Source organism: Paenibacillus albicereus (assembly GCF_012676905.1).
In the GTDB taxonomy this organism is placed as follows: domain Bacteria; phylum Bacillota; class Bacilli; order Paenibacillales; family Paenibacillaceae; genus Paenibacillus_O; species Paenibacillus_O albicereus.
On record NZ_CP051428.1, the window covers coordinates 879,294 to 905,284 of the forward strand.

The following is a 25,991-nucleotide window of genomic DNA, read 5'->3' on the forward strand; positions in this document are numbered from 1 at the left end:
GACGAGTGTGCCTAGGTCCGCCGAAGCCGCATGGGGCGACGAGTGTGCCGAGATTCGCCCGAAGCCGCTACGCGACGAACTTGCCTAGGTCCGCCGAAGCCGCTGCGCGCTCTCCATCATCCTTCCGATTCGCTCTTGTCGTCGGATTCCCTGATTTCCCTACCTCTGACGAGGAGGGAATCCGCCGACAAATGCGACCGCTGCCGCTTCTACAGGACCATGGAGGCGCTCCGCTCTAGCTGGGACACGGCGACACGGCAAGCGGTATAGCCTCTCGCAGTCGTCTATTAAAGCTCGGACTGCGTTGAACTTGACGGAAAGGCCGTTAAGCATCCGCTTCGCTGAACGTTAACGCCGCATGCATTTATCTGGCCGAAAGACTTACGGCCATAACGGTACAGCTCAAAAGAAGACCGGAGTTACGCGGGAAAACCGAGTAACTCGGGGGTGATGAGGTCCAGTCGGCCGGAGTTGCGCGGAAAAACCGAGTAACTCGGGTGCGAGGAGGTCCAGCCGGTCGGAGTTGCGCGGAAAAAACGAGTAACTCGGGTGCGAGGAGGTCCAGCCGGCCGGAGTTGCGCGGAAAAACCGAGTAACTCGGGTGCAGAGGGTCCAAACAGTCGGAGTTGCGCGGAAAAAACGAGTAACTCGGGTGCGAGGAGGTCCAGCCGGCCGGAGTTGCGCGGAAAAAACGAGTAACTCGGGTGCGAGGAGGTCCAGCCGGCCGGAGTTGCGCGGAAAAACCGAGTAACTCGGGGGTGATGAGGTCCAGCCGGCCGGAGTTGCGCGAAAAAATCGAGTTACTGGGGTTCGAGGAGGGCGTCCAGCAGGCAATAGCTCGAAAAAATCGAGTTACTGGGGTTCGAGGAGGGCGTCCGGCAAGCAATAGCTCGAAAAAATCGAGTTACTGGGGTTCGAGGAGGGCGTCCGTCAGGCAATAGCTCGAAAAAATCGGGTTACTGGGGTTCGAGGAGGGCGTCCAGCAGGCAATAGCTCGAAAAAATCGAGTTACTGGGGTTCGAGGAGGGCGTCCAGCAGGCAATAGCTCGAAAAAATCGAGTTACTGGGGTTCGAGGAGGGCGTCCGGCAGGCAATAGCTCGAAAAAATCGAGTTACTGGGGTTCGAGGAGGGCGTCCGTCAGGCAATAGCTCGAAAAAATCGAGTTACTTGGGTTCGAGGAGGGCGTTCAGGAGGCGATATGGCCAACAGAAGCGGAGGGGACGGAAACCTCTTGGAGAAGCGGGAGCGGTTCCCTTGAAGGCCGGATTCCTTCCGTTTGGAAGGGAAATCAGAGGAATCTGGGCTTCAGCGGAATCGGAAAGAGGTTCCGTCCCCGGAGCGGCGCCAAGGGCATCCGAAATCGGAAAGAGGTTCCGTCCCCGGAGCGGCGCCAAGGGGCATTCGGAATCGGAAAGAGGTTCCGTCCCCGGAGCGGCGCCAAGGGGCAGCCGGAGCTATAGAGGTTCCGTCGCTGTTCGAGCGAAGAAAGGAGGCAAAGGAGCATGGGCAACCCGAAGCGGGGCAAGGTGGCGTATCTGCCGCTGGACGAGCGGCCCTGCAACTATGAATTTCCCTGGCTGCTCGCCGGGGATACCGATCTGGAGCTGGTACGGCCGCCGCTCGAGTGGATGGGGCGCAAAAAGCGTCCCGGCCGCATCGCGGAGCTCGGCGACTGGCTGGAGCGCGAGGCCGAGGATGCCGAGGCCGCGATCGTCTCGATCGACACGCTGCTGTACGGCGGCATCGTCCCTTCGCGGCTGCATCGGCTGGGCGAGCACGAGGCGGCGCGGCCGCTGGAGCGGCTGCGCCGCATCCGCGAGCGCAGGCCGGACATTCGGCTGTACGCGTTCCATCTCATCATGCGCTGTCCGCAGTATTCGAGCAGCGACGAGGAGCCGGACTACTACGCCGACTGGGGGCGGGAGCTGTTCCGGCTCGGCTATCTGGGCCACCGCGAGCAGCTCGGCCTCGCCATCGCCGAGGAGCAGCAGGAGCTGAGCCGCATCCGGCTGCGGCTGCCGGAGGACGTGCGCGACGATTACCTGGAAAGACGCGCCGTCAACGCCTCCGCCAACCGCGCCTCGCTCGAGCTGGCGGCGGACGGCACGCTGGACTTTCTCGCGCTGCCGCAGGACGACGCGGCGCCGTATGGCTGGACCGCGCTCGACCAGCAGGCGGTCCGCCAGCGCATCCGCGAGCTCGGCGCCGAGACGCGCACGCTCATGTACCCCGGCGCCGACGAGACCGGCTGCACGCTGCTCGCCCGGCTGGCGGTCGAGCGGACGAACCGATCCCGCCCGCTCGTCTACGCCCGCTACGCCAGCACGCTCGGCCCGCAAGTCGTGCCGCTGTACGAGGACCGCCCGCTCGGCGAGAGCGTCAAGGCGCAGCTGCTTGCGGCGGGAGCCTTGCTCGCGGAGAGCGCCGCCGACGCGCAGCTCGTGCTGCTCGTCAACTCGCCGGGCGGACCGATGGCCGAGTCGAACGACCAGCTGCGCCCGAATGCCGCCTACGACGTGCAGCGCAGCGTGCAGGAGCTGGCGGAGTACGCCGAGCATGCCGTCCGCGTGCTCGGCAAGCCCTCGGCCATCGCAGATGTCGCCTATGCGAACGGCGGCGACCTGCAGCTGCTGCGGCTGCTGAAGGCCAAGGGCCTGCTGCCCGAGCTGGCGGGCATCGCCGGCTGGAACACGAGCGGCAACACGCTCGGCACGGCGATCGCGCAGCTGCTGCTGCATGCCCGCTACGGCCGCACGCCGGCGCAGCTCGGCTTCCTCGGGCTGCGCGTCGCCGAGGACTACGGCTATTGCGCCGCCGTGCGCCGGCCGCTGGCGGACGGCGTCATCCGGGAGCGGGGCATGGATTATTTCAACGTCGACGGCGAGCGCGGAGCGGCGGCGGGGCTCGTGCGGGAGGCGCTGGAGCTTTTTTTGGAGCAGGAAGGATTCACGGACGGGCCGCTCCGCATCCGCATCGAGGACTGCTGCCTGCCGTGGAGCCGCATGTTCGAGGTCGGGCTGCGTGTGGAGGCGAATGACGGCGACGCGGGAGCGCCGACGATCAGCGAAGACAGGGAGTGAAGCCAGTGGCGACCCTATGGGAGCAAGTGAGAGGGGGACTGATCGTCTCCTGCCAGGCGTTGCCGGAGGAGCCGCTCCACGGAGCGGACATCATGGCGCGCATGGCGCTCGCGGCGAAGCAGGGCGGGGCGGCGGCGATCCGGGCCAACGGAGCGGAGGACGTACGCCGCATCAAGGAGGCGACCGGCCTGCCGGTCATCGGCATCGTCAAGCGGGACTACCCGGACAGCCCCGTCTATATCACGCCGACGCTGCGGGAAGTGGAAGAGCTGCTGGACGCCGGAGCGGACATGATCGCTTTCGACGCGACGCTGCGCGCAAGGCCGGGCGGCGGCACCGCCGCGCAGCTCGTCCGGCGCATGCACGAGCGGGGCGTGCCCGCGATGGCCGACGTGAGCACGCTGGAGGAGGCGATCGAGGCGCGGCGGATCGGAGCGGACTGCGTGTCCACGACGCTGTCGGGCTATACGCCGTACTCGGTCAGCCGTACGGGACCGGACTACGCGCTCGTCGAGCGCGCGTCGCAGCGGCTGGACGTGCCGGTGTTCGCCGAAGGGCGGGTCACCGAGCCGTCGCAGATTCCGGCGCTGCTGGCGAGAGGCGCGCATGCGGTCGTCGTCGGCTCGGCGATTACGCGGCCGCAGCTGATTACGGAGCGGTTCGCCGCGGCAGCGGCGGACGGAAGGGAGCGGCCCTATGGATCTGAAGTTAAAAGTTAGCTCGTACTACCCCTCGCTCACGAAGTCCGAGCAGAAGGTCGCCGACTACGTGCTCGGCGCCTCGGAGTCGATCATGTACCGCTCCGTCACGGAGCTGGCCGATCTGTCGGGCGTGGGCGAGACGACCGTGATGCGCTTCTGCCGGGCGATCGGGTTCAAAGGATACCAGGACTTCAAGCTGGCGCTCGCGCAGGACTACAGCCCGCATCGACAGGCGAGGGAAGGCTCGCCCGAGGCGGGCGAGGACGACGGCGGCTACCCGGCGCTCGTCCACCGCGAGCTCGCCTCGATCCTGGCCGACACGATGGACCTGCTCGATCGGACCCGGCTGGACGAGGCCGTCCGGCGCATCCATGAGGCGGGCTACGTGCAGCTGTTCGGCGTCGGCACGTCCGGGCTGACGGCGCTCGATGCCAAAAACCGCCTGCTCCGCATCGGCCTCCGGGCCGAAGCGGCGACCGACGCCCATATCCAGGCGATGATGGCGGTGACGATGGGGCCGGGCGACGTCGCCGTCGGCATCAGCCTGAGCGGCAGCACGCTCGACACGGTCGACCTGCTGGCCAAGGCGCGCCAGCAGGGCGCGTACATCATCGCGATTACGAATTATGCCAAGTCGCCGATCACGGCGGAGGCCGATCTCGTGCTGCTGACCGCCGGCAAGGAATCGCCGCTCGAGGGCGGGTCCATCGGCGCCAAGATGTCGCAGCTGCTCGTCATCGACCTCATCTGCGAGGGGCTGGCCCGCTACGATCTGCCCCGCACCCGCGAGATGCGGGAGCGGATGGCCAAGGCGGTCATCGAGCGGATCTATTGAGACGGAAGGGGGAGAGCGCATGAGCCGGGAAAAGGAAGCCGTCAGCTTGGACAAAGTCGCCGCAGCCGGTCAAGGCCCGTCGGACGGCCTCCGCAAAGTCGTCGCAGCCGGTCAAGGCCTGCCGGACGGCCTCCGCCAAATCGGCGTTGCCGGTCAAGGCCCGCCGGACGGCCTCCGTGGAATCGGCGTTGGCGGTCAAGGCCCGTCGGACGGCCTCCGCCGAATTGGCGTTGCCGGTCAAGGCCCGCCGGACGGCCTCCGCGATATCGCCGCCGCACGAGAAGGCCCGGCCGACGGCGGCAGCGCAGACGCTGTCGCTGCCGCCGCCAAGCCGGTCATCGGCATCGACATCGGCGGCACCGGCATCAAGGGAGTCGTGCTCTCGCCCGGCGGGCGGCTGCTCGCGCAGGCGTCCCTCCCGACCGAGGCGGCGCGCGGCCGGGAGCCGGTGCTGCGCACGGCGGAGGCGCTCGTGCTGGAGCTGCTGGAGCGCTGCCCGGACGCGGCCGCGCTCGGCATCGCCAGCGCCGGCCGCATCGATGCGGAGCGCGGCGAGGTCGTCTACGCGACCGACAACCTGCCGGGCTGGACCGGGCTGCGGCTCGCCGAGTGGGCGGAGCGGAGCTTCCGCTTGCCCGCATGCGCCGACAACGACGCCAACGCCGCGCTGCTCGGCGAGGCGCGGCTCGGCGCTGCGCGCGGCCTGGCCGACGCCGTCCTGCTGACGCTCGGCACCGGCGTCGGCGGCGCCAATCTCGCCGGCGGCCGGCTCGTCCGCGGCGCCGGCTGGAGCGGCGGCGAATGGGGCCACGCCGTGCTCGTGCCGGGCGGCCGGCCGTGCAACTGCGGCCGCCGCGGCTGCGCGGAGACGTACCTGTCCGGCTCCGCCCTGATGCAGGACGCGGCGCATCGGCTGGGCCGGCCCAGCCTGTCGCCCGCAGAGCTGGAGCGGCTGCTCTTCGAGCGCGACGGCGCGGCGCAGGACGCGATGCGGGAATACGCGGCGCGGCTGGTCCTGTTCCTCGCGAATCTGCAAGCCGGACTCGATCCGGCGGCGATCGTGCTCGGCGGCGGCGGCGCCGGCTCGCTGCCGGCCTGGCGGCCGCTGCTGGACGAGGCGCTGGCGGCGGAAGGGGCGGCGCGCCTGCGCGTCGTCCCGGCGCAGCTCGGCGCGCTGGCCGGCTGCATCGGCGCGGCGCTGATGGCGGCCGCACGACTGGACGGCGGCCGTGACGGCCAACGCGGCCAGGAAGCATCCATCCACGAAGCCGGCCATGAGCTCGGCACCACGAAGGAGGAATCGCCATGAACGACACGACAAGCGACAAGGGCGGCCGGCGGCCGGACGAGCGGCTGGAGGCGGACATCGTCATCATCGGAGGCGGCCTCGGCGGCACCGCGGCCGCGCTGGCCGCCGCGCGCGCCGGCAAAAGCGTCATCCTGACGGAGGAGACCGACTGGATCGGCGGCCAGCTCACCTCGCAAGCGGTGCCGCCCGACGAGCACCGCTGGATCGAGAGCGAGGGCTGCACGGCGACTTTCCGCGAGCTGCGCGACCGCATCCGGGCGTACTACCGCGACAACTACCCGCTCACGGAGACCGCTCGCGCCAATCCGATCTTGAACCCCGGCAGCGGCTGGGTGAGCCGCCTCGCGCATGAGCCGCGCGTCGCGCTCGCCGTGCTGCAGGCGATGCTCGCGCCGTACGTCCACAGCGGGCGGCTGCGCATCCTCTATGACGCCTCCCCCGCGTCGGCGCAGGTCGAGGGGGACGAGGTGCGCTCGGTGACGGTCGCCGTGCGCGGCGGGAAGCGCCGCATCGAGCTCGCCGGGGCCTACGTGCTCGATGCGACGGAGACCGGCGAGCTGCTGCCGCTGACCGGCACGGAATACCGGATCGGTGCGGAGTCGCGCGCCGAGACCGGGGAGCCGCATGCGCCGGAGGAGGCTTTGCCGGACGACGTGCAGGCGTTCACGCATGTCGGCGCGATGGAGTACGTGCCGGGAGCGGATTTCACGATGGAGAAGCCGCCGGAGATGTACGGGTACTGGAGCCGGCTGATCCCGCCCTTCAGCCCGTATCCGCTGCTCAGCTGGTTCGCCACCGACGCGAACGACACGACCAAGAAGAAGGAGTTCACGCTGCTGCCCAACGACAAAGGCGTCACGTCGCTGTGGGACTACCGCCGCATCATCGATCCCCGCCATCTGGCCGTCCCGCTCTACCCCGGCGAGCAGTCGCTGCTCAACTGGGCGCAGAACGACTACTATCTCGGCTCCATCATGGACGTGCCGGACGAAGTGCGCCGCGACCGGCTGTACGCCGCGCGCCAGCTGACGCTGTCCGTCGTGTACTGGCTGCAGAAGGACGCGCCCCGCCTGGACGGAGGCAAGGGCTGGCCCGGCCTGCGGCTGCGCGGAGACATCGTCGGCACGGAGGACGGCCTCGCCAAGTCGGTCTATATCCGCGAGTCGCGGCGCATCCGCGCGCTGCAGACGGTGACCGAGGCGGACGTGAGCAAGGAGCTGCGCGGCGCGGAAGGCATCAAGCGGTACGAGGACAGCGTCGGCGTCGGCAGCTACCATCTGGACCTGCATCATACGACCGTCACCTATCGCAGCTTCTACATCCCGAGCTATCCGTACGAGATTCCGCTCGGCGCGCTCATCCCGGTCCGCACGGCCAATCTGCTGCCCGCGTGCAAGAACATCGGCGTCACCCAAATCTCCAACGGCTGCTACCGCCTGCATCCGACCGAGTGGAACGTCGGCGAGGCGGCCGGGCTGCTCGCGGCGTATTGCCTCGACGTCTCGCGCCGTCCGCGCGAGGTGCACGGCGACGCGGCGCTGCGGACGGGCTACCAGGAGCGGCTGAGCGCGCATGGCGTGCAGCTGCATTGGTCGGACCAAGTCTCGCGGGAGGTCGTGGAAGCGCCCAAGTAGGCGAGCCGGAAGACGCGAAGGAGGTGGTTGCCGCGCTGTAGCCAAGCGGAAGGCCGGCAGGCCGGAGGCATGCCGGGTCGCCGAGTCGGGCAGGATGATCCTGGAGGAGGGATAGATTGAGAAGAAGATGGAACGGGAACAAGCTGCTGCCGGCCGTGCTGGCCGCAGCGCTGCTGGCAAGCGGATCGGCGATGGCCTCGCCGCAGGCGGGGCTCGGCTCGGCGGAGCCGGACGGCGGCAGCGCCGCGCTGCGAGCCGCAGACGGGACGCCGCTGCCGGAAGCGGAAGGCTCCGCGGCCGCGGGCCTCGGAGGCGGGAGCGCCTCCGGCTCGGCCTCGCTGCAGGCGGCGGCGATGGCCACGCCGAACCTCATCGTGCCGATCGAGACGCTGAAGCCGGCCGTCGCCTTGAGCAAGCCGGTGCTCTCGCCTTCCGGCGGACCGCTCATCCTGAGCGATTCGCCGGAGTCGCCGACGACTCCGGGAGGCTTTTACCGGGATGCGGTCAGCGGCTCGTTCCGGGTGTTCTACCACCACTACAACAAGACCGGCGCGGAGCTGCAGGTGGCGGTCGCCGTCACGAACACGAGCGGCTACAAGGTCAAGCTCTACGAGGAAGGCGCCGGCGCCGGCGTCGACTACTACCCGGACGTGGCCGGACAGATCGGCCTCGAAGCGTTCCTGGCGGACCGCGGCTCGCGCCGCCCCGTCGCCGTCCTGCTGCCGGGCCAGAGCTACTGGGTGTCGCATGCGGTGCCTGCGACGCACACGGCGAGCGGCTTCCTGCAGCTGCGCGCCGAAGCGCCCGGCGGAGGCAGCGCGCCGGTCACGGTAACGACGCTCGGCTACGTCGGCGCTCGCCCCGATCCGCTGGCGGAGCCGATCCTGCCGCGCGACAAGCATGTGCGGGGCACGTTCCCGCATTACGACCGCACAGGCACGCTCGTCTACGACACCTCCTTGGGCAACGCGCTCATCCGCGTCTCGTCCGCGCCGTCGGGCCAGTGGGCCGACTTCATGCCGGGCGAATACGAGTCCGGCGTCGACGCGACGACCGGCGAGAGCGTCGTCAACAGCGGCAACTACGGCGTCATCTACGACTTCAACGTGCAGATCGACAACACGAGCGAAGGCAAGCGCACGGTCGGCGTCTACCTCAATCCGTCGGGCGGCTCGGGCCACTACACGCTCGGCTGGGCCAACAAGCGGCTCAGCTCCGGCTACCTGAACTACACGAAGGCGTGGCAGTTCGCCGAGCTCAAGGTCGGCAAGAAGGGCAAGACGGTGCCGTCGCGGCTCAGCCTGACCGGCGGCTCTTCCGGACCGCAGACGCTGTACTTCACGAACCAGTAGGCCGAACGGGCTGCGCCGCCGAGCGCGCTCGCCAGGCCGCAGCGCGGAGGACACGGCGCGCAGCGAGGAGCTTGCGCGGGTGCCAGGCCGCAGCCATGCTCAAAAACCCGTGCAATGCGGAGGGCTCCGCATTGCACGGGTTTTTTTCTGCATTCACTTCCGCGTTCTCGCCCGCCTCCGGCTGCCTATTCCTCCTCCTCCGTAATCGTCACCTGCGCCCGGTTGGACACCGCGCGCGTCGTGATCGCGCGGCCCGACGGCGACCGCACGCCGAACGCGACGACCGCTTGGTTGGACAGCGTGCCGCTCGCCGCGTCGCCGGCGCCGTCCGTCCGCGGCACCGAGAGCACGCGCGTGGCGAACGCGACGACGATCCGCTGTCCCGGCGCGATCGTGCCGAGCGGAACGCCGCCGGACAGCGTCCGTCCCGGCTGCGGGACGCCTCCTACGACGAGGCTCCCGGGCACGAACGCCAGCGACGGCGGCAGGGCGTCCGTCAGCACGGCGCCGGTGGCGGTGAACGCGCTGTCGTTGGCGACGACGACGGAGAAGCGGAGCACGGCGCCGACGTAGCTTTCACGGGCATCCGCCGTCTTGGTGACGTCGAGCACGCGCAGCACCTGCACCGACGCCGAGGCGGTGGCCGCAATGCCGGGCGGCAGGCTTTCGGCCCGGACGGTGTTCGTGAGGATCGCGCCGTCCGCCGTCTCGACCGGAATCGTATACGGCTGCGAGAACAGCACGCGTCCTCGGTACAGCACCGTGCCGGGGCCGATGATGATGCCGAGCAGAGGGTCCGTCAAGACGCCGGTCAGACTCGTGTTGCCGATATTCTCGCCCAGGATGCGGAAGCGGATCGTCTCTCCGGCGATCGCCTGGGCCGTGCTGGCGCTCTTCTCCAGCCGGATCGCCGGATCGGCCAGCACGATGATGAGGATCGGCGCCGACTGCGTCGGCGTCTGGTCCGTCGTGAGGGTGGCGACGTTCGGAAGCTCCGTCCCGGCTCTCGTGCCGAGAGGGATCGGGACGAGGCGCTCCAGCGTGATGACGCCTCCGGGCTCCAGCATCGGAAAGACGCTGTTCGTGCCGGTAAGCTCGTTGATGACGACGAGATTCGTCAGCGTCGTCTGCGACCGGTTCGTCACGGTGATCGTCACGGGCACGACCTGGCCGGGCCGCGCGTAGGCCGGGAAGGGAGAGGCGACGAGCTCCACGGCCGGAGGCGGAAGGACGAGCACCTCGGCGCTGTCCTGCGCCGGCGGCAGCTGGTCGCTCTGCACGGTGGCGGTATTGGCGAACCGCGATCCCGGAGCGAGGCCGTTCGGCAGCCGGAACGCGAACAGCTGGCTCTGCGATTCGCCCGGCAGCAAGAACTGGATGACGACCGATGCCGGCACGACCGAGTCGGTCAGCACGATATTGGTCAGCGTGGTGTTGCCGGTATTGGTCACGGCGATCTCGTACGTCACGAAGCTGCCGGCGGGAGCGCTGTCGACGCTCGGCGTCTTGACGATCGAGACCGCCGGCGCCGCCGCGACCGTTACGGTCGCCTCGGCGCTGAACGTCAGCCCCTCCGGCACGGTCACGGTGGCGGCGTTGCTGATGACCGATCCGGCCGGCGCGTTCGCCGGCACGACATACAGCGCCTGGAACGTCGCTTGGCCGCCGGGAGGCAGGCTCGGGATCGTCTCGGACAAGCCGAGCAGATCGTCGGTGACGGTCGCGCCCTCAACGGCTGCCGTCGTCGGGTTGGAGACGACGATCGTATAGGCGATCGTCTCTCCGGGCGCTGCGACCGCCCGGTCGGCCGTCTTGGCGATGTCCAGCACCGGAGCGGGCGTGACGATGACCGAGGCGCCGCTCTGCGCCGGAGGCGTCAAGGAGGACGTCGCCGTCGACGTATTGGCTATGATCGTGCCTCCCGGCGTTCCTGCCGGAACCGTATAGGAGCCCGTCAGCGTCAGGCTCTCGCCGATGGCGAGCGGGGTCGGAGCGGAGGCGATGCCGAGCAGCGGATCGGACACCGCCACGTCCGGCAGCGGCACGTTGCCGGTGTTGGTCGCGACGATCGAATAGGTGACGGTGGCGCCCGGCGCGACGGCCGTTTCGGAGGCTGTTTTGCGCAGCGCCAGTCCCGGCGCCGCGGCGATGACGACGGCGGCGGAGGCTTCGGCCGAGACGAGCGCGTTGGCGATGACGGCCGTATTGGAGACGACGGTGCCGCCCGGCTCGTAAGGCGCGATGTAGGAGAGCGTGAAGAGCAGCGTCTGGCCGGCTTCGATCTGCGGAATCTCCACCGCGAAGCCGAGCGCCTCGTCGGTCAGCGCGAGCGCGCTGAGCGTGACGTTGCCGGTGTTCTCTACCTCGAGGGTATAGGTGATCGGCTCCCCGGGCCTCGCCTCGGCGCGATCGGCGGTCTTGCGCAGCGCGATCGCCTCGCGGATGACGAACAGATCGGCATCGTCCTCGTCGATCACGACCGCGGTGGAGCTGCTTCCTTCGGCGATCGCGACGTTGACGACCGTCTCCGGCGCGTTCTCCGGCACTCGATAAAGGAGCGTCTGCGTGCGGCTCTCGCCCGGAGCGAGATCGGGCAGGGCTTGCGTCAGCCGCCCTTGCGGGTCGGCTACCGACGCCGACGTCAGGACGGTATTGCCCGTATTCGTGACGACGAGCGTGTAGGCGACCGTCTCTCCCGGACGGGCGCTTTCCGGCGAGACGGATTTGACGAGCGTGATGTCCGGCACCTCCAGCACGGTCACGCTGGCCGCCTGCTCGATGAGCGGCGTCTGGTCGGTGACCGCGGAGGCGGTATTCGTGATTACGGTCCCAGCCAGCGCGTCCTCTGGGATCGTGTACGTATCGGTGAACGAGACGCGGGCTCCGGGCACGAGCGTATCGACGACCTGATCCAGGCCGAGGAACGGGTCGCGCACCTTGACGTTCGTCAGCACGGCGGTGCCGGCGTTGATGACCGTTATCGTATAGGTTACGGTCTGGCCTGGAGCCGCCTGCGTCGGGGAGGCGGTCTTGTTGAGGATGATGCGGGCGGTGGGAGCGACCTGGACCGAGTCGGAGGCGCTCGCCTGCGCGCCCTCCCGGCTCGTCGCCGTCGCCGTGTTGACGAACAGGCCCGGCGGCGTCCCTTCCGGCAGGACGAAGTCGGCCTCCCGCACGACGGTCGCTCCGATCTGGAGGCTGTCGATGACGAAGGAGGCGCCGATCGCCGGATCGGAGAGGACGAGTCCGGTCAGCGGCGTGTTGCCGGTGTTGACGAGCCGGAACGTATAGCGGATGCTCTCTCCCGCGACGGCGGTAGCGGGCTCGGCTTCCTTGGTCAGCTCAAGCGAAGGGACGGCGGCGACGAGGACGGCGAAGCTGCCTTCGGCGCTCGTGCCGTCCGACGCCGAAGCGGTCGCCGTGTTGAGCCACTCCGTGCCGGCTGCCGTCCCTGGCGGAACGATGGCCGCATATTGCAGCTGCAGGCTCTCGCCGGCGGGAAGCAGGCTGATCGTCTGGTCGAAGCCGGCCAGCGGATCCGCGACGCGGATGTCCGTCAAGTCCGTCGTGCCCGTGTTGGTGACGGTGACCGTATAGGTCACGGATTGTCCGGGGGCCGCCTCGGTCCGATCGCCGACCTTCTGGACGGACAGTCCGGGCTGCGCGGATTCGAGGATGACGGCGGCGTGCGCCTCGCTGAAGACGCCCGAGAGCGCAGACTCCGCAGTCAGCCGATTGTCCAGCGCGGAGGCCGGGGCGGGCGACGGGATGACGAAGGGAACCTCGCGGACGATCGAAGCGCCGGGCTCGAGGCTTGGGATCGTTTCGCTCAGCAGCGTCTCCCCGAGCGGCTCGATGACGTCGAGGATGGCGATCTGGCTGAGCAGCGTGTTGCCGGTATTGGTCACCCTCAGCTGGAAAAAGACCGTTTCTCCCGGCATGGCCGTGATCGATTCCGCATTGTTCACCGTCTTTTGGGCCCGAAGGGCCGGGTTCCGATTGAACTTCGGCACGACGACGATGCCGATGGACTGGTCGCCGACCGGCACGGACGCGACGATCCGGTTCGTCTGGCGGTCGATGACCGAGACGACGTTCGTGCGCGTGCTCACGTAGAGGAACCGGGCGCTGGAGTCGATGGCGATGTACTGGGGGAAGGCGTTCGTGGCGATCGACGAGATGATCTGGTTGGTGATCGGGTCGATGATCGACAGCGTGCCGGACACTTCGTTGGCCACGAATACCTCGCTGCCGTTCGCCGCCACGCCGATCGGCGCGATGCCGGTGGGAAGCGTGCCGACGACCGTCTGGCTCGTCACGGATATAATGTCCACGAGGCCGAGGGCGCGGGTCGTCACGTACACATAGGCTCCGCCCGGCGCGACGCGCACGCCGATCGGCGTCGCGTCCGTCGGGATCGTCGCGACGACCGTGTAGTCCGACGTTCGGATGACGGACACCGTATTCGAAATCTGGTTGGCGACGTAGACGAACTGATTGTTCGGGGTGACGTCCACGCCGACCGGGTTGATGCCGACGCCTACGGTCGCGATGACCGTATCGTTGGTGAGGTCCAGCACCGATACCGTGCCGTCCGTGGAGTTCGTGACATACCCGCGCGTGCCGGTGCGGTCGACGACGATGCCGTTCGGACCGCCTCCGACGGCGATCGTGCCGACGATCGCGTTGGCCGCCGTATCGATGACGGACACCGTCGCGTTGGCCAGATTGGCGACGTAGACGCGGGTACCGTCGGGTGTCGCGTCCAGCTGCTGGGGGGTGGAGAAGCCGGGAATCGTGGCGACGACGGTGTTCGTCGTCTGGTCGATGACGGATACCGTATCGGATCCGCTGTTGGCGACGTATACGCTCATCGTTCGGACAAGCCTCCTTGTAGGTCCATCGTTCGATGTAGCTACTTTATGGAGGAAGGGGCTGTCCCTATGTGAACGAAAAAAAGCCGCCCCGCTCGGGACGGCTGTCGATGCCGGAATTCGTCACCCTTTGATGCCCGACAGGCTGACGCCCTTGATGATCTGCTTCTCGAAGACGAGGAACAGCAGGAAGATCGGCAGCGACGAGATCGTATTGATGACCATCGGCTTGACGTAGTCGACCGTATACTGGCTCATCAGTGTCGGGATGCCCATCGGGAGGGTGAACAGGCTGTCGTCGGTGACGGACATGAACGGCCAGAGGAAGTTGTTCCACGAGCCGATGAACGTCAGGATCGCCATCGAGGCGACGGCCGGCCGGGTGAGCGGCAGCATGATGCTGAAGAAGATCCGCCAGTTGCCGCCGCCGTCGATCTGCACGCTCTCGAGCAGGTCGTTCGGCACGCCGTCGAAAAAGCTCTTGAGCACGATGATGGCGATCGGCGAGGCCAGGGAAGGCAGGATGAGGCCGAGATAGGTGTTGAGCAGGCCCATGTCCTTGGCGACCTGATAGAGCGGGATCAGGATCGCCTCGCCGGGGATGAGCAGGCCGGCCAGGACGGCGAAGAATACGGCCGCCTTCAGCCGGAACTTGATCTTGGACAGCGCGAACCCCGCCATCGCCGCGATCACGATCGTCAGCGCGGTGACGCAGACGGCGATGAAGAAGCTGTTCCATACCCACAGGGGCAGCTTCGTCGCTTGCAGCACCTCGCCGTAGACGGCGAGCGAGTAGGGCGGCTTCACCCAGTCGAGCACGGTGACGATCGGCATGCCTTCTTCCTTGACGGAGACGGACAGCATCCAGAGAATCGGCAGCAGGAACACGGCGGCGGCCAGCAGCGACACGATGCGGTAGATCCATTTCATGCGCTAGCCCGCCTCCTTCCGTCGATTGAATCCGTATTGCAGCGCCGAAAGCGCCAGCAGGATGAAGAACAGCACGTACGACATGGCCGAGGCGTACCCGAGGTCGTTCTGGCGGAATCCGGTCTGCCAGATGTACTGGATGACCGGCCTCGTCTTGTCGAGCGGGCCGCCGCCCGTCATGATGTAGATTTGCAGGAACACCTTGAACGAGGCGATGATCTGCAGCATCATGATCATGCGGGTGATCGGGGCGAGCAGCGGCAGCGTGATGCCGCGGAAAATCTGGCCGTTCGTCGCGCCGTCGAGCCGCGCCGCCTCGTACAGCTCCTCCGGCATCTCCTGCAGCGCCGAGAGGTACAGCACGAAGTTGAAGCCGACCGTCCACCAGAGCGTCAGCACCGTGATCGCGATCCACGAGAGCGACACCTCCGACAGCCAGAAGATTTCCTGCCCGTCCGGCAGCAGCCCGATCAGATGCAGGATCGAGTTGAGCAGCCCCGTATAAGGCTGGAAGATGAACAAGCCGAGGAAGGACGCGACGGCCACCGACATGACGCTCGGCATGAAAAAGGAAATGCGGTACAGCTTGCGCAGCCGCGAGTTGCGGTTCGCGATCAGCGCGAGCCCGAGCGACAGCGCCAGCATGAGCGGCGTCGTGAGCAGCACGAAGATCGTCGAATGCCAGACCGATGCCCAGAACTCCGCGTCCTCCATCAGCTTGCTGAAGTTGCCGAAGCCCACATACTCCATCTTGCGGATCAGCGTCCATTTGAAGAAGCTGATCTGCACGCCCTTGAGCATCGGCCATATCGTGAACGTCAGATACACGGCGAAAAACGGCGCGAGGAAAACGAGCGCCTGCGCGCCTGCCCAGCTTCTTTTGCGCTTGGCGCCGACGAGAGCCGGCTCCGTCTTCGCCTCTGGACCGATGGCCATTCTTCTATCCCTCCTATTGCTTCAGGACCTTGTCGATCTCAGCCTGGATCTTCACGGCCGCGTCGGCGGGACTCATCTTGTTCGCCCAGACCTCGTTCAGGAACTTGAACATCGCCAGATCGCGGATTTGCCAGTTTTTGTCCGACGGCTTGTTGAAGGCGACGGTGCTCGCGACGGAGACGTAGTCGCTCCGGTACGGCAGCGCCTTGAACTCCTCGCTGTCGAAGATGGCCGGCTTCGCCGGGATATGGCCCGCCTTCGCCCACAGGGCGCCTTTCTCGGCCAGATAGTCGGCGAAGATGGCGGCCGCCTTGCGCTTCTCGGGATCGTCCTTTTTCGTGACCGGCAGGATGACGGTGTGGGAGTCGCCCCAGGTCGCTTCCTTGTCGAAGATCTTCGGAATCGGCATCGCGCCGAATTCCAGTCCCTTGGTCGATTCCCAGACGCCGGTCGTCCAGACGCCCGTCATGATGATCGCGGCCGTGCCGCTCTGGAAGCTTTTGACGAAGTCCGGATCGTTGAGGCGGATGACCTTCTGCTTGTGGAACAGGTCCTGCACGTACTGCATCGCCTGGACCGCCTTGCCGCTGTCCAGCGCCGCCGACTTCAGGTCGTCGCTGATGACGTCGTTGCCGCCGAGCTGATGGTAAAGCGACCACCACAGGCGGAACACGTCGTCGTTGGCGCTCGGCATCGCCAGCGGCATGACGTTTTTCGGCAGCTTCTCCTTGAGCGCCGTCAGCAGCTGCACGAAGCCGTCGGCCGAATTGTCGAATACCGGCTTGCCGTCCTCGCCAAGCAGACCGGCATCCTTCAGCAGCTTCTTGTTGTAGTACATGACGAACGGATGCGTGTCGATCGGCACCGCATAGTGCTTGCCGTCCACGACCGTCGCGCTGAGGATGTTCGGGTTGAACGTCGACCAGTCGATGCCGGCCGCCTCGGCCGCATCGTCCATGTCGGAGACGACGCCCTGATGGATCAGATCGGGCAGCCGGGACGTGTGGGAGATGCCGATGTCGGGACCGTTGCCGTTGCCGACCGCCGTAATCAGCTTCGTGTAGTACTCGCCCCACTCGAGCACGGTGTTCTCGACCTTGATGTCGGGATGCTCCTTGTTGAACGCGTCGATCATCGCCTGCATGTTCTCGCCGTCGCCGCCGCTGAACAGCGTCCAGGACGACAGCGTCACCTTGCCGCCTTTTCCGGAGTCGCCGCCATCCTGGCCGCTTCCGTCGCCGTCCGCATTGCCTCCGCTGCATGCGGTTGCCGCCAGCGCGAGCGGGAGCAGCAGTCCGGTTGCCCATTTCCGTCTTTTGTTCATGTTGAGCCTCCCTTGTCATCGGTCTTCGTCAAAGGCACAGGGACAACAATTATGTTTTATTACACGAAACGTGTACCTTTAAGCCGAATATAAAGCTGAAGGAGGTTGTTGTCAACGCTTTCATACGGGAATTCGAAAATAAATAAAAATAAAGAGGTCTTTGCTACAGGGATCTTGTAGCAAAGACCTCTTTATTCCGGATCGGCTAGAACGTAATGCACTTTCATGACGATGTCCTGCGGGTGGTCGCCGAAATGGCGGCCGAACAGGTTGATGCCGCCCTTGTGCAGCGCGTCCGGCTTGATGCCGATCCGCAGCTTGAGATGATGGCGGCCCTCCAGCGCCAGATCGGCGAGCGAGACGTCGGACACCTTGTCCATGTCGATCGTCGTCCGTTCCTTGTCGACCCTCCACGTCTTGAGCAGGCCGTACTGCGTCGCCCAGTCGATCCACCAGTCGGGGTTCAGCTTGCCGCGCCGGTCGCCGAAGTCTCCGGGACTCGTCCACGTGCCGATCTCGACGTCGTTGATCCAGAGCGTGATGTCCGACGGCCAGTCGTTGTCGAAGTTCGGCGCTTCCGAGCACAGCTCCATGGAGAATTCGATCGCCTCGGGGCGGGCGTTCTTCGGGAGCTCGAGCGGCAGCAGATAGTCGAGGTATCCTTTGCGGAACCAGATGAGCTGCGCGCCGACGTGGTTCGGGTGATAGAAGCTGGCCGGCTCGTCCTCGCGGATGAGCATGCCCTCGGCGCTCGCCTGGCCGCAGGTCGGATGCACCTCGCAGGTGCTGTACTGGCCGATCGGCAGCTCCACCTCGTAGACGGATACGTCGTCCTTGGACCAGTGGACGGATGTGTTGAGCGTGATGAGGATGTCGTCGTAGCTGCGGCTGCATACCTTCATCGCCCCGCGCGTCGCCGGCAGCAGCTCGGTGTGGATGAGCTTGGCGGCTTCCAGCAGCTTGACGTGGTTGGCCACGGTCGATACCGGGAGCTCCAGCGCCTCGGCGATCTCGATGACGTTCAGGCTCTTCGCGTTCAGCAGCCGGAGGATGTCGACCCGCGCCCGGGTCGACAACGCATGCGCGATCTGCACGAGCCGATCGGGCTCATTGATGGTGATGTCCAGCATAGGGGCTTGGCTCCTCCACTTCCAGCTTCATTCGGCATGATTCCTTCAAGCCCATTCATTTTACTATTCCGACATGAATCAAATCAAGAATCTTGGAATAAAAGCTCGAAAGGCATGCATTCGCTCCGCGAGCAGGCGGATCGCGTCATCGTCATGGCCGAGCGAACAGCCATGGCCTCAATAAATGCCGTCCTCCGCCCATTCGTGGGGCAGAGGGATGTCCGGCAGGCTCGGCAGGCGGAGCGCCCGCACCGCCTCCTGCAGGTACGCCGGGCGGAAAGCCGGCGGGGACGCCGCCTCCCGGGCGGCGCTGCGGAACGCCTCGCCGGCATCGGCAGCGCTCGCGCCGGCCGGCCGAGCCGCCGGCTCGAGCCGGTCGAGCGTCGCGAGGTCGCGGCTCGACACGCTGGCATCCCAGCGGATGGAGCCGAGGACGGAGGCGACGACCTCGAGCGGAAAGCCGCTTTCTTCCCCGATCAGCATGGCGGCGGCTCCGGGATCGAGCCGCATGAGTGCATGCGCGCGCAGATGCGCCTTGAGATAGGCGACCGCAGCGGACTCATGGGCCTCGGCCCAGCCGGCATCCGCCATGATGCCGGTCAGATAGTCGCTGCCGCCGCTCTCCCCCTCCAAAGGTACGCCGGCTCCGATCCTGCGCACCCAAGTCAGATATGGCTCCCATAGCATCGCCGCCTCGTTCCGTCCCTCCAGCAGCCCGCCGAGGCAGTCGGCCATGCGTCCGTGATGCAGCACCGGCATGCCGTCGAGGCGGCCGCGCCGCAGCACCTCCTGCAGCCGACGAGAGGCGCTGGAGCGTCCGACCGTCGAGATGAACGAGGAGCCAAGCTGCTCCTCCCGGCGGATGCCGCTGCCGGCGCGGACGACGAGCGAGATGCCGGAGCCGCCCTCGCTCTTGCCGTCGAAGGCGAGCATCTGCGGCCGGAAGCGCGGCAGCAGCCGCCCGAGCTCGCGGCTCGCGGCGATCGGATAGTCGCCGACGGAGGCGATCTGCACCCGCCCGGCGATCAGCTCCTCCACCAGCTCCATGCCGCTGTCGGCATGCCGCCAGCGGACGCGCCACCGCGCATGCGGCTCCAGCAGCGCCAGCTCCTCCTCGAACCAGCCGCGGCGCTTGACGATGAGCGCGCTCCAGAGCAGGGCGGCGCCGCTCTGATAGCCGACCGTGATGGAGCGCTCTGTCCGCGCCGCCCCCTCATAGGCCGAGGAGAGCGTAGATGCGGCGGCTGCAGGAGGCAGCTTGGACCGGGCCGGACCGGAGGCCCGATCGGCGGCATGAAGGGGCTCCGATCCGGCAAGGCCGCTGCCGTCCGGCCGAGGCAGCCCGCCCCGGACGCGGACCCACTGCTCCAGCTGGGAGCGGTCGACCCATACTTCCTTGCCCAGCTTGACGACAGGCAGCTGCCGCTCCTTGCGCCAGCGGTCGATCGTCGCCCGGCTGACGCCGAGCAGCTGCATCGCCTCCTGGAGGCGGATCAAGTTGAACGCTTGCATGAGCAGGTCTCCTCCTTGGATAGCCGATCGTGCGAGTCTTTCCTCTTACCCGAGTTAACAGGTGGGAATTGTATAGGATTCACTTTAGCGGACGACGGCTCCAAGATCAACCCCCGCCGCGCCGCTGCATCCTCGATGCTCTCCGGTTCTCCTCATTCGTCCTCAACCCTCCTCCTTTTTCCTCCTTTTATTGACATCTTCTTATGGCGGTGATAATTTTCGATTATTCAAAGTTGATTAGTTGGAATTGACAGGGGATGGAGTGGATGAAGATGAGAGAACGATTCTGGAGCAAAGCGGCCGGCCTGCTGCTCGGCGGGGCGCTCCTGCTGGCCGCTGCGGCTTGCGGCAGCTCGGGCAACGAGCCGGAGGCTGGAAGCGGTTCGGCCTCGACTCAAAACGGGGGAGTCATCCATATCGGCTACCAGAAGTACGGCAGCGTCAATTTGCTCAAAGGAAAAGGCGGACTCGACGAGAAGCTGGCGGAGATCGGCTACAAGGCGGAATGGACGCTGTTCCCCGGAGGCCCGCAGCTGCTGGAGGCGATGAACGTCGGCAGCGTGGACATCGGCCACACCGGCGAAGCGCCGCCGATCTTCGCGCAGGCGGCCGGCACGCCGCTCGTCTACCTGGCCCGCTCGCCCGCGAGCCCCAAGGCAGAGGCGATCCTCGTGCCGGAGAACTCCGCGATCCAGTCCGTCGCGGACCTGAAAGGCAAGAAGGTCGCGCTCAACAAAGGCTCGAACGTGCATTACCTGCTCGTGAAGGCGCTGGAGCAGGCTGGCGTGCCGTACGGCGACATCGAGACGGTGTTCCTGCCGCCGGCGGACGCGAGAGCCGCGTTCGAGAGCGGCAGCGTCGACGCCTGGGTCATCTGGGAGCCGTTCTACTCGGCGGCGCAGCTCGCGACCAAGGCGAGGGTGCTCGCCGACGGAGAGGGCCTCGTCCAGAACTATGAATTCGTCCTATCCTCGCGCTCGTTCGCGGATCGGCATGCCGAGGCGGTAGAGGTCGTGCTGGACGCCTTGAAGGAAGCCGACGTATGGGCCGAGGAGGATCCGAAGCGCGCGGCGGAGCTGCTGTCGCCGGAGCTCGGCATCGACGTGCCGGCCTTGGAGCAGGCGATGGGCCATCGCGCCTTCGGCATCGAGGAGATCGACGACGATACGCTGGCCCAGCAGCAGCGCGTCGCCGACGCCTTCCACGAGCTGAAGCTCATCCCGGAGAAGCTCGACGTGAAGGAAGCGGCCTGGAAGAAGCCCTGACCCGCGCCCGACCCGCACATCCATCGTCCAAGGAGGAATGAAAAAATGGATCTGTTCTGGTTCATCCCGCTGCATGGAGACGGCCGCTATCTCGGCACGAGCGACGGCGCCCGCGCCGTCGACTACGATTACATGAAGCAGATCGCCGTGGCGGCCGACCGGCTCGGCTACGGGGGCGTGCTGCTGCCGACGGGCCGCTCCTGCGAGGATGCCTGGGTGGCCGCCTCGGCGCTCATCCCGGCGACGCAGCGGCTCAAGTATCTGGTGGCGATCCGCCCCGGCATGATGGCTCCGGCGACGGCGGCGCGCATGGCGTCCACGTTCGACCGGCTGTCCGGCGGACGGCTGCTCGTGAACGTCGTGACCGGCGGCGACCCCGAGGAGCTGGCGGGAGACGGCCTGTTCCTGCCGCATGGCGAGCGCTACGAGCTGACCGACGAGTTCCTGAGCATCTACCGGCAGCTGCTGTCGGGCGATAAGGTGCATGTCCACGGCAAGCATCTGCGCAATGAAGGCGGACAGCTGCTCTATCCGCCGCTGCAGCAGCCGTATCCGCCGCTCTACTTCGGCGGCTCCTCGCCGGCGGGGCAGCAGATCGCGGCTGACCATGCCGACGTCTACCTGACCTGGGGCGAGCCTCCGGCCGACGTCGCCGCCAAGCTCGACCAGGTGCGCGAGGCGGCGGCCGCCCGCGGGCGCAAGCTGCGCTTCGGCATCCGGCTGCATGTCATCGTGCGCGAGACGAGCGAGCAGGCGTGGCAGGCGGCGGGCGAGCTCATCCGCCACGTGGACGACCGCACGATCGCCGAGGCGCAAAAGGTGTTCGCCCGCTACGACTCGGTCGGCCAGCAGCGGATGGCCCGGCTGCACGGCGGCGACCGCACCAAGCTCGAAATCTCGCCGAACCTGTGGGCCGGCGTCGGCCTCGTGCGCGGCGGCGCCGGCACGGCGCTCGTCGGCGATCCGCAGACGGTCGCGGAGCGCATCCGCGAGTACGAGTCGCTCGGCATCGACACGTTCATCCTGTCCGGCTATCCGCATCTGGAGGAAGCCTATCGCACGGCCGAGCTGCTGTTCCCGCTGCTCGACCTCAAGCCGCAGGCCGAGCCGATCCGCACGCGGCTGAGGGCGTCCGGCGAGATCGTCGCGAACGACCTGCTGCCGGATACGATCGCTTCCGGCGGACGCTAGGCCCGCCATGCGGGCCGGAAGGAGGAGGTACCCATCGAAAGGTCCGCATCCAAACGTTCCTGGACGGACAGCCGCCTGACCCCGTTTCTGGTGCCGGCGGCGATTCTGATCGCCTGGCAGCTGCTCGGGCACTACGGCGCCGTGTCCTCGCGCACGCTTCCTACGCCGCTGCAGGTGGCGGAAGCGGGCATCCGGCTCGCCCGCACCGGCGAGCTGGTCCAGTACATCTGGAGCAGCGCGCAGCGGGCGCTGCTCGGCTTTGTCATCGGGGGCGGCATCGGCTTCGCGCTGGGGCTGCTGAACGGCGTGTCCCGCAGCGCCGACCGGCTGCTCGACAGCACGATCCAGATGGTCCGCAACGTGCCCCATCTGGCGCTGATTCCGCTCGTCATCCTCTGGTTCGGCATCGGCGAGACGGCCAAGGTGTTCCTCGTCGTGCTGGGCGTCTTCTTCCCGATCTACCTCAACACGCTGCACGGCATCCGCTCGATCGATCCCGGCCTGCTCGAGATGGCGCGCGTGTACAAGATCCGCGGCGCGGCGCTGTACCGGCATGTCATCCTGCCGGGGGCGCTCGCCTCAATCCTCGTCGGCGTGCGCTACGCGCTCGGCCTCATGTGGCTGACGCTCATCGTCTCGGAGACGATCAGCGCCAACAGCGGCATCGGCTACATGGCGATGAACGCCCGCGAGTTCATGCGGCTCGACGTCGTCGTGCTGGCGATCCTGCTCTATGCGGCGCTCGGCAAGCTGTCCGACCTCGCGGCGAAGGCGCTGGAGGAGCGGCTGCTGCAGTGGAATCCCCATTATGCGGTCGACAGGAAAGGAGGCGGGCGGCGTGGGCGCAGAGCAGAGGCGGGCAGCCGGAGCGAGGCTGCAGATCCGGCAGGCGGCGAAGCGGTTCGGGGATAAGCAGGTGCTCCATGACGTGGAGCTCGACGTGCCGGCAGGCCAGTTCGTCGCCATCGTCGGACGCAGCGGCTGCGGCAAGAGCACGCTGCTGCGGCTGATCGCGGGTCTGGACGCCCCGAGCTCGGGCAGCGTCAGCCTGGACGGCGAGCCGGTAGCGGGCATCGGCGACCGGACGCGGATGCTGTTCCAGGACGCGCGGCTGCTGCCGTGGAAAAGCGCCCTCGACAACGTGCGCGTCGCCAGCGGCGGGAGCGATCGTGCCCAGGCGCTGCGCGCGCTGGAGCAGGTCGGGCTCGGCGACCGGGCGGGCGAGTGGCCGGGCGTGCTGTCCGGCGGACAGCGGCAGCGGGTCGCGCTGGCCCGCGCGCTCGGCGGGCAGCCGGGCCTGCTGCTGCTCGACGAGCCGCTCGGCGCGCTGGATGCGCTGACGCGCATCGAGATGCAGCAGCTGATCGAGCGGCTGTGGCGCGAGCAGGGCTTCACCGCCGTGCTCGTCACGCATGACGTGAGCGAGGCGGTGGCGCTGGCCGACCGGGTCATCCTGATCGAGGAGGGCCGCATCGGGCTCGACCTCGACATCCGGCTCGACCGTCCGCGCGGGCATGACAGCTCGTTCGCCCATTACGAGCGGCTCATCCTGGACCGCATCCTGGAGCGGGATGCGGAGGCGGAGCGGCGGCGCGAGCAGGTCTATACGATTTGAACCGAAAAGCGGCGGCTTCGGACTTGTCTCCGCAGCGGATCGCACGGAAGCAGGAGCGAATCGACGGTTGACAGATCCGGCGGCAGCGGGTACATTAAACGCAAGTAATCAGGTAGGAATATATGCGTTCAAGGCAACCATTCCTGTGGAGCCCTCCTTTCAGCCGAAAGGAGGGCTTTTGCGCGCTCGGCGGCGGAATCGGGCTGGACCATACCAAGGAGGAGTAGGACATGGCGATCGATCTCAGGAACAGCGAGCTGGAGCTGGCGGCGGACGTGCTGGTGCTCGGAGGGGGACCGGCCGGGACGTGGGCCGCTCTGACGGCGGCGGCGAAGGGCGCCAAGGTGGTGCTCGCCGACAAGGGCTACTGCGGCACGAGCGGAGCGACCGCTCCATCCGGCACGGGCGTCTGGTACGTGCAGCCGGAGCGGGAGCTGCGCGAGCAGGCCAAGTCGAGCCGCTACGAGCTGGGCGGGCGGCTGGCGGAGCATCGGTGGATGGACCGGGTGCTTGACCGCACGTATGCGAGCATGGACCGGCTCGGGGAGGCCGGCTATCCGTATCCGCGCGACGAGCGGGGAGAGCCGCTGCGGCGCAGCCTGCAAGGACCGGAGTACATGCGCCTCATGCGCAGGCTCGTGCGCAAGGCCGGAGTGACGATTCTCGATCATAGTCCGGCGATGGAGCTGCTGGCGGACGAGCACGGCGTCGGCGGGGCGAGGGGGACGCGGCTGCAGGCCGGCGGCAGCTGGACCGTGCGGGCCGGAGCGGTCGTCGTCGCGACCGGCGGCTGCGCCTTCCTGAGCAAGGCGCTCGGCTGCAACGTGCTCACCGGCGACGGCTACCTGCTCGCCGTCGAAGCCGGCGCGCAGCTGTCCGGCATGGAGTTCTCCAACGCTTATGCGATCAGCCCGACCTTTTCCTCCGTAACGAAAACCGCCTACTACAGCTACGCGAGCTTCTATGACGAAGACGGCGCGGAGCTCGAGGGCGCGGGCTCGAAAAAGGGCCGCTCGGTCATCGCCCGCAGCCTGCTCCAAGGCCGGCAGGTATTCGCGAGGCTCGACCGCGCGCCGGAGGAGCTGCGGCCGCTGCTGCGGGTCGGCCAGACGAACTTCTTCCTGCCGTTCGACCGCCGCGGCATCGATCCGTTCCGGGAAAAGTTCCCGGTCACGCTGCGGCTTGAAGGCACGGTGCGCGGCACGGGCGGCATCCGCATCGCCGACGAGAGCTGCGGCACGGCGGTGCCGGGCCTGTACGCGGCCGGGGACGCGGCGACGCGCGAGCTGATCTGCGGCGGCTTCACCGGCGGCGGCAGCCACAACGCGGCCTGGGCGATGAGCTCCGGCTCCTTCGCCGGCGAGGGAGCGGCGCGCTTCGCGCTGCGGCTTGGAGCGGCCGCAGCGAAGCGCGCGCTTCGCGGCCGGTCCAGCACTCCGCTCGCCTCGGACGGGGGGCCGGACGAGGCGGCGTCGGCCCGCCGCACGGAGGAGCGCATCCGCGCCGTGCAGGCGGAGGTCGCGCCGTATGACCGCAACCTGTTCCGCACGGAGCGCGGCTTGACGGAATCGCTCGGGCGGCTGGACGGACTTTGGCGCGAGCAGAGGGAGGCGGCCTCCGGCTTCGCGGAGAGCGGCGTCCGCGCCCGGGAAGCGGCGGCGATGACGGCGACGGCGCGCTGGATGTACGCCTCCGCGCTCGCGCGTCCCGAGACGCGCGGCATGCACAAGCGCGAGGATCATCCGGGCACCGATCCGGCCCAGCGTCATCGGATCGTCGCGAGCGGGCTGGACGACATCCGCATCGCGCGCGAGCAAGTGGCGGACGCGCCGGGAGCCGAGGGCGGAGAGAGGCGTCCCGTCCCGGCTGCGTCCGGGGCTGCCGGCGCCGCCGCTCCGGGAGCGGCGGGCGACGGCTTCGGCCGCAGCGCCGCGCCGCAGAAGGAGGCGCCGCTGCCATGATCGAGATCGTCAGCCAGACGCGCTGCGTAGGCTGCAGCCGCTGCATCCACGTATGCCCGACCAATGTGTTCGCGCCGACGGACAGCGGCGTGCCGGCCATCGCCCGGCAGTCCGACTGCCAGACCTGCTTCATGTGCGAGCTCTATTGCCCGGTGGACGCGCTGTACGTCGCGCCGGACGCGGAAGAGATCGTCGGCGTGACGGAGCAGGAGCTGGAGGCGCGGGGAGCGCTTGGCGGCTATCGCGAGCAGGTCGGCTGGGGACGGGGGCGCAAGCCGGTGTCGAGCCATGAGCTGCTGGTCCAGCTGGCCGCCCGAACCCCCTTTTAGAGCGTACGGCCT

18 protein-coding genes are annotated in these 25,991 nt (G+C 67.6%); 12 read left to right on the forward strand and 6 right to left on the reverse strand.

Going from position 1 to position 25,991, the window contains the following annotated elements:
* Nucleotides 1–1,503 precede the first annotated feature (1,503 nt).
* The 6 genes from HGI30_RS03925 (at nucleotide 1,504) to HGI30_RS03950 (ending at nucleotide 8,912) form a co-directional block, all read left to right on the forward strand.
* Entirely contained in the window at nucleotides 1,504–3,081 is a 1,578-nt protein-coding gene (locus HGI30_RS03925) for a DUF4127 family protein (RefSeq protein WP_168906452.1), read from the forward strand.
* Between the two features lie 5 nt (nucleotides 3,082–3,086).
* Nucleotides 3,087–3,800, forward strand: coding sequence for an N-acetylmannosamine-6-phosphate 2-epimerase (locus HGI30_RS03930; RefSeq protein ID WP_235680310.1), 714 nt, complete (start codon nucleotides 3,087–3,089; stop codon nucleotides 3,798–3,800).
* Nucleotides 3,778–4,617 (forward strand): MurR/RpiR family transcriptional regulator, encoded by an 840-nt coding sequence (locus tag HGI30_RS03935; RefSeq protein WP_168906453.1) that lies wholly within the window; start codon nucleotides 3,778–3,780, stop codon nucleotides 4,615–4,617. Before HGI30_RS03930 ends, HGI30_RS03935 begins: the two co-directional genes overlap by 23 nt.
* A 19-nt stretch (nucleotides 4,618–4,636) precedes the next feature.
* Nucleotides 4,637–5,926, forward strand: a complete 1,290-nt coding sequence (locus tag HGI30_RS03940) for an ROK family protein (protein ID WP_168906454.1) — start codon at nucleotides 4,637–4,639, stop codon at nucleotides 5,924–5,926.
* On the forward strand, nucleotides 5,923–7,560 hold the full coding sequence (locus tag HGI30_RS03945) for an FAD-dependent oxidoreductase (protein ID WP_168906455.1): 1,638 nt from the start codon (nucleotides 5,923–5,925) through the stop codon (nucleotides 7,558–7,560). The genes HGI30_RS03940 and HGI30_RS03945 overlap by 4 nt, the downstream gene beginning before the upstream one ends.
* 116 nt (nucleotides 7,561–7,676) lie before the next feature.
* The gene (locus HGI30_RS03950; RefSeq protein ID WP_168906456.1) at nucleotides 7,677–8,912 is read left to right on the forward strand and encodes a hypothetical protein; all 1,236 of its coding nucleotides are present in this window, start codon (nucleotides 7,677–7,679) and stop codon (nucleotides 8,910–8,912) included.
* 185 nt (nucleotides 8,913–9,097) lie between these two features.
* On the opposite strand, the gene HGI30_RS03955 is transcribed toward HGI30_RS03950, so the two are convergent.
* The 6 genes from HGI30_RS03955 to HGI30_RS03980 all read right to left on the reverse strand — a co-directional run bounded on the left by HGI30_RS03955 (nucleotide 9,098) and on the right by HGI30_RS03980 (nucleotide 19,618).
* Nucleotides 9,098–13,786, reverse strand: a complete 4,689-nt coding sequence (locus HGI30_RS03955; protein WP_168906457.1) for a DUF7507 domain-containing protein — start codon at nucleotides 13,784–13,786, stop codon at nucleotides 9,098–9,100.
* Between the two features lie 123 nt (nucleotides 13,787–13,909).
* Nucleotides 13,910–14,716: a carbohydrate ABC transporter permease gene (locus HGI30_RS03960; RefSeq protein ID WP_168906458.1), complete on the reverse strand. Its 807-nt coding sequence runs from the start codon at nucleotides 14,714–14,716 to the stop codon at nucleotides 13,910–13,912.
* A 3-nt stretch (nucleotides 14,717–14,719) separates the two neighbouring features.
* Entirely contained in the window at nucleotides 14,720–15,652 is a 933-nt protein-coding gene (locus HGI30_RS03965) for a carbohydrate ABC transporter permease (RefSeq protein WP_168906459.1), read from the reverse strand.
* A 13-nt stretch (nucleotides 15,653–15,665) separates the two neighbouring features.
* Nucleotides 15,666–16,976 carry an ABC transporter substrate-binding protein gene (locus HGI30_RS03970; protein WP_168906460.1) on the reverse strand — a complete coding sequence of 437 codons (1,311 nt, stop codon included), beginning with the start codon at nucleotides 16,974–16,976 and terminating at the stop codon, nucleotides 15,666–15,668.
* A gap of 191 nt (nucleotides 16,977–17,167) precedes the next feature.
* Nucleotides 17,168–18,106, reverse strand: a complete 939-nt coding sequence (locus HGI30_RS03975) for an ArsR/SmtB family transcription factor (RefSeq protein WP_168906461.1) — start codon at nucleotides 18,104–18,106, stop codon at nucleotides 17,168–17,170.
* A gap of 177 nt (nucleotides 18,107–18,283) precedes the next feature.
* Nucleotides 18,284–19,618 carry a helix-turn-helix domain-containing protein gene (locus HGI30_RS03980; RefSeq protein ID WP_168906462.1) on the reverse strand — a complete coding sequence of 445 codons (1,335 nt, stop codon included), beginning with the start codon at nucleotides 19,616–19,618 and terminating at the stop codon, nucleotides 18,284–18,286.
* Nucleotides 19,619–19,890: 272 nt separating this feature from the next.
* Between HGI30_RS03980 and HGI30_RS03985 the strand changes: the two genes are divergently transcribed.
* The 6 genes from HGI30_RS03985 (at nucleotide 19,891) to HGI30_RS04010 (ending at nucleotide 25,979) form a co-directional block, all read left to right on the forward strand.
* Nucleotides 19,891–20,883 carry a sulfonate ABC transporter substrate-binding protein gene (locus HGI30_RS03985; protein ID WP_407945029.1) on the forward strand — a complete coding sequence of 331 codons (993 nt, stop codon included), beginning with the start codon at nucleotides 19,891–19,893 and terminating at the stop codon, nucleotides 20,881–20,883.
* Between the two features lie 45 nt (nucleotides 20,884–20,928).
* On the forward strand, nucleotides 20,929–22,074 hold the full coding sequence (gene ssuD, locus HGI30_RS03990) for an FMNH2-dependent alkanesulfonate monooxygenase (protein ID WP_168906464.1): 1,146 nt from the start codon (nucleotides 20,929–20,931) through the stop codon (nucleotides 22,072–22,074).
* A gap of 33 nt (nucleotides 22,075–22,107) precedes the next feature.
* Nucleotides 22,108–22,986 carry an aliphatic sulfonate ABC transporter permease SsuC gene (gene ssuC, locus HGI30_RS03995; protein ID WP_168909712.1) on the forward strand — a complete coding sequence of 293 codons (879 nt, stop codon included), beginning with the start codon at nucleotides 22,108–22,110 and terminating at the stop codon, nucleotides 22,984–22,986.
* Nucleotides 22,913–23,689: an ATP-binding cassette domain-containing protein gene (locus HGI30_RS04000; protein ID WP_235680312.1), complete on the forward strand. Its 777-nt coding sequence runs from the start codon at nucleotides 22,913–22,915 to the stop codon at nucleotides 23,687–23,689. Before ssuC ends, HGI30_RS04000 begins: the two co-directional genes overlap by 74 nt.
* Nucleotides 23,690–23,919: 230 nt before the next feature.
* The gene (locus HGI30_RS04005) at nucleotides 23,920–25,650 is read left to right on the forward strand and encodes an FAD-dependent oxidoreductase (protein WP_168906466.1); all 1,731 of its coding nucleotides are present in this window, start codon (nucleotides 23,920–23,922) and stop codon (nucleotides 25,648–25,650) included.
* On the forward strand, nucleotides 25,647–25,979 hold the full coding sequence (locus tag HGI30_RS04010) for a 4Fe-4S dicluster domain-containing protein (RefSeq protein WP_168906467.1): 333 nt from the start codon (nucleotides 25,647–25,649) through the stop codon (nucleotides 25,977–25,979). Before HGI30_RS04005 ends, HGI30_RS04010 begins: the two co-directional genes overlap by 4 nt.
* Nucleotides 25,980–25,991: the final 12 nt, after the last annotated feature.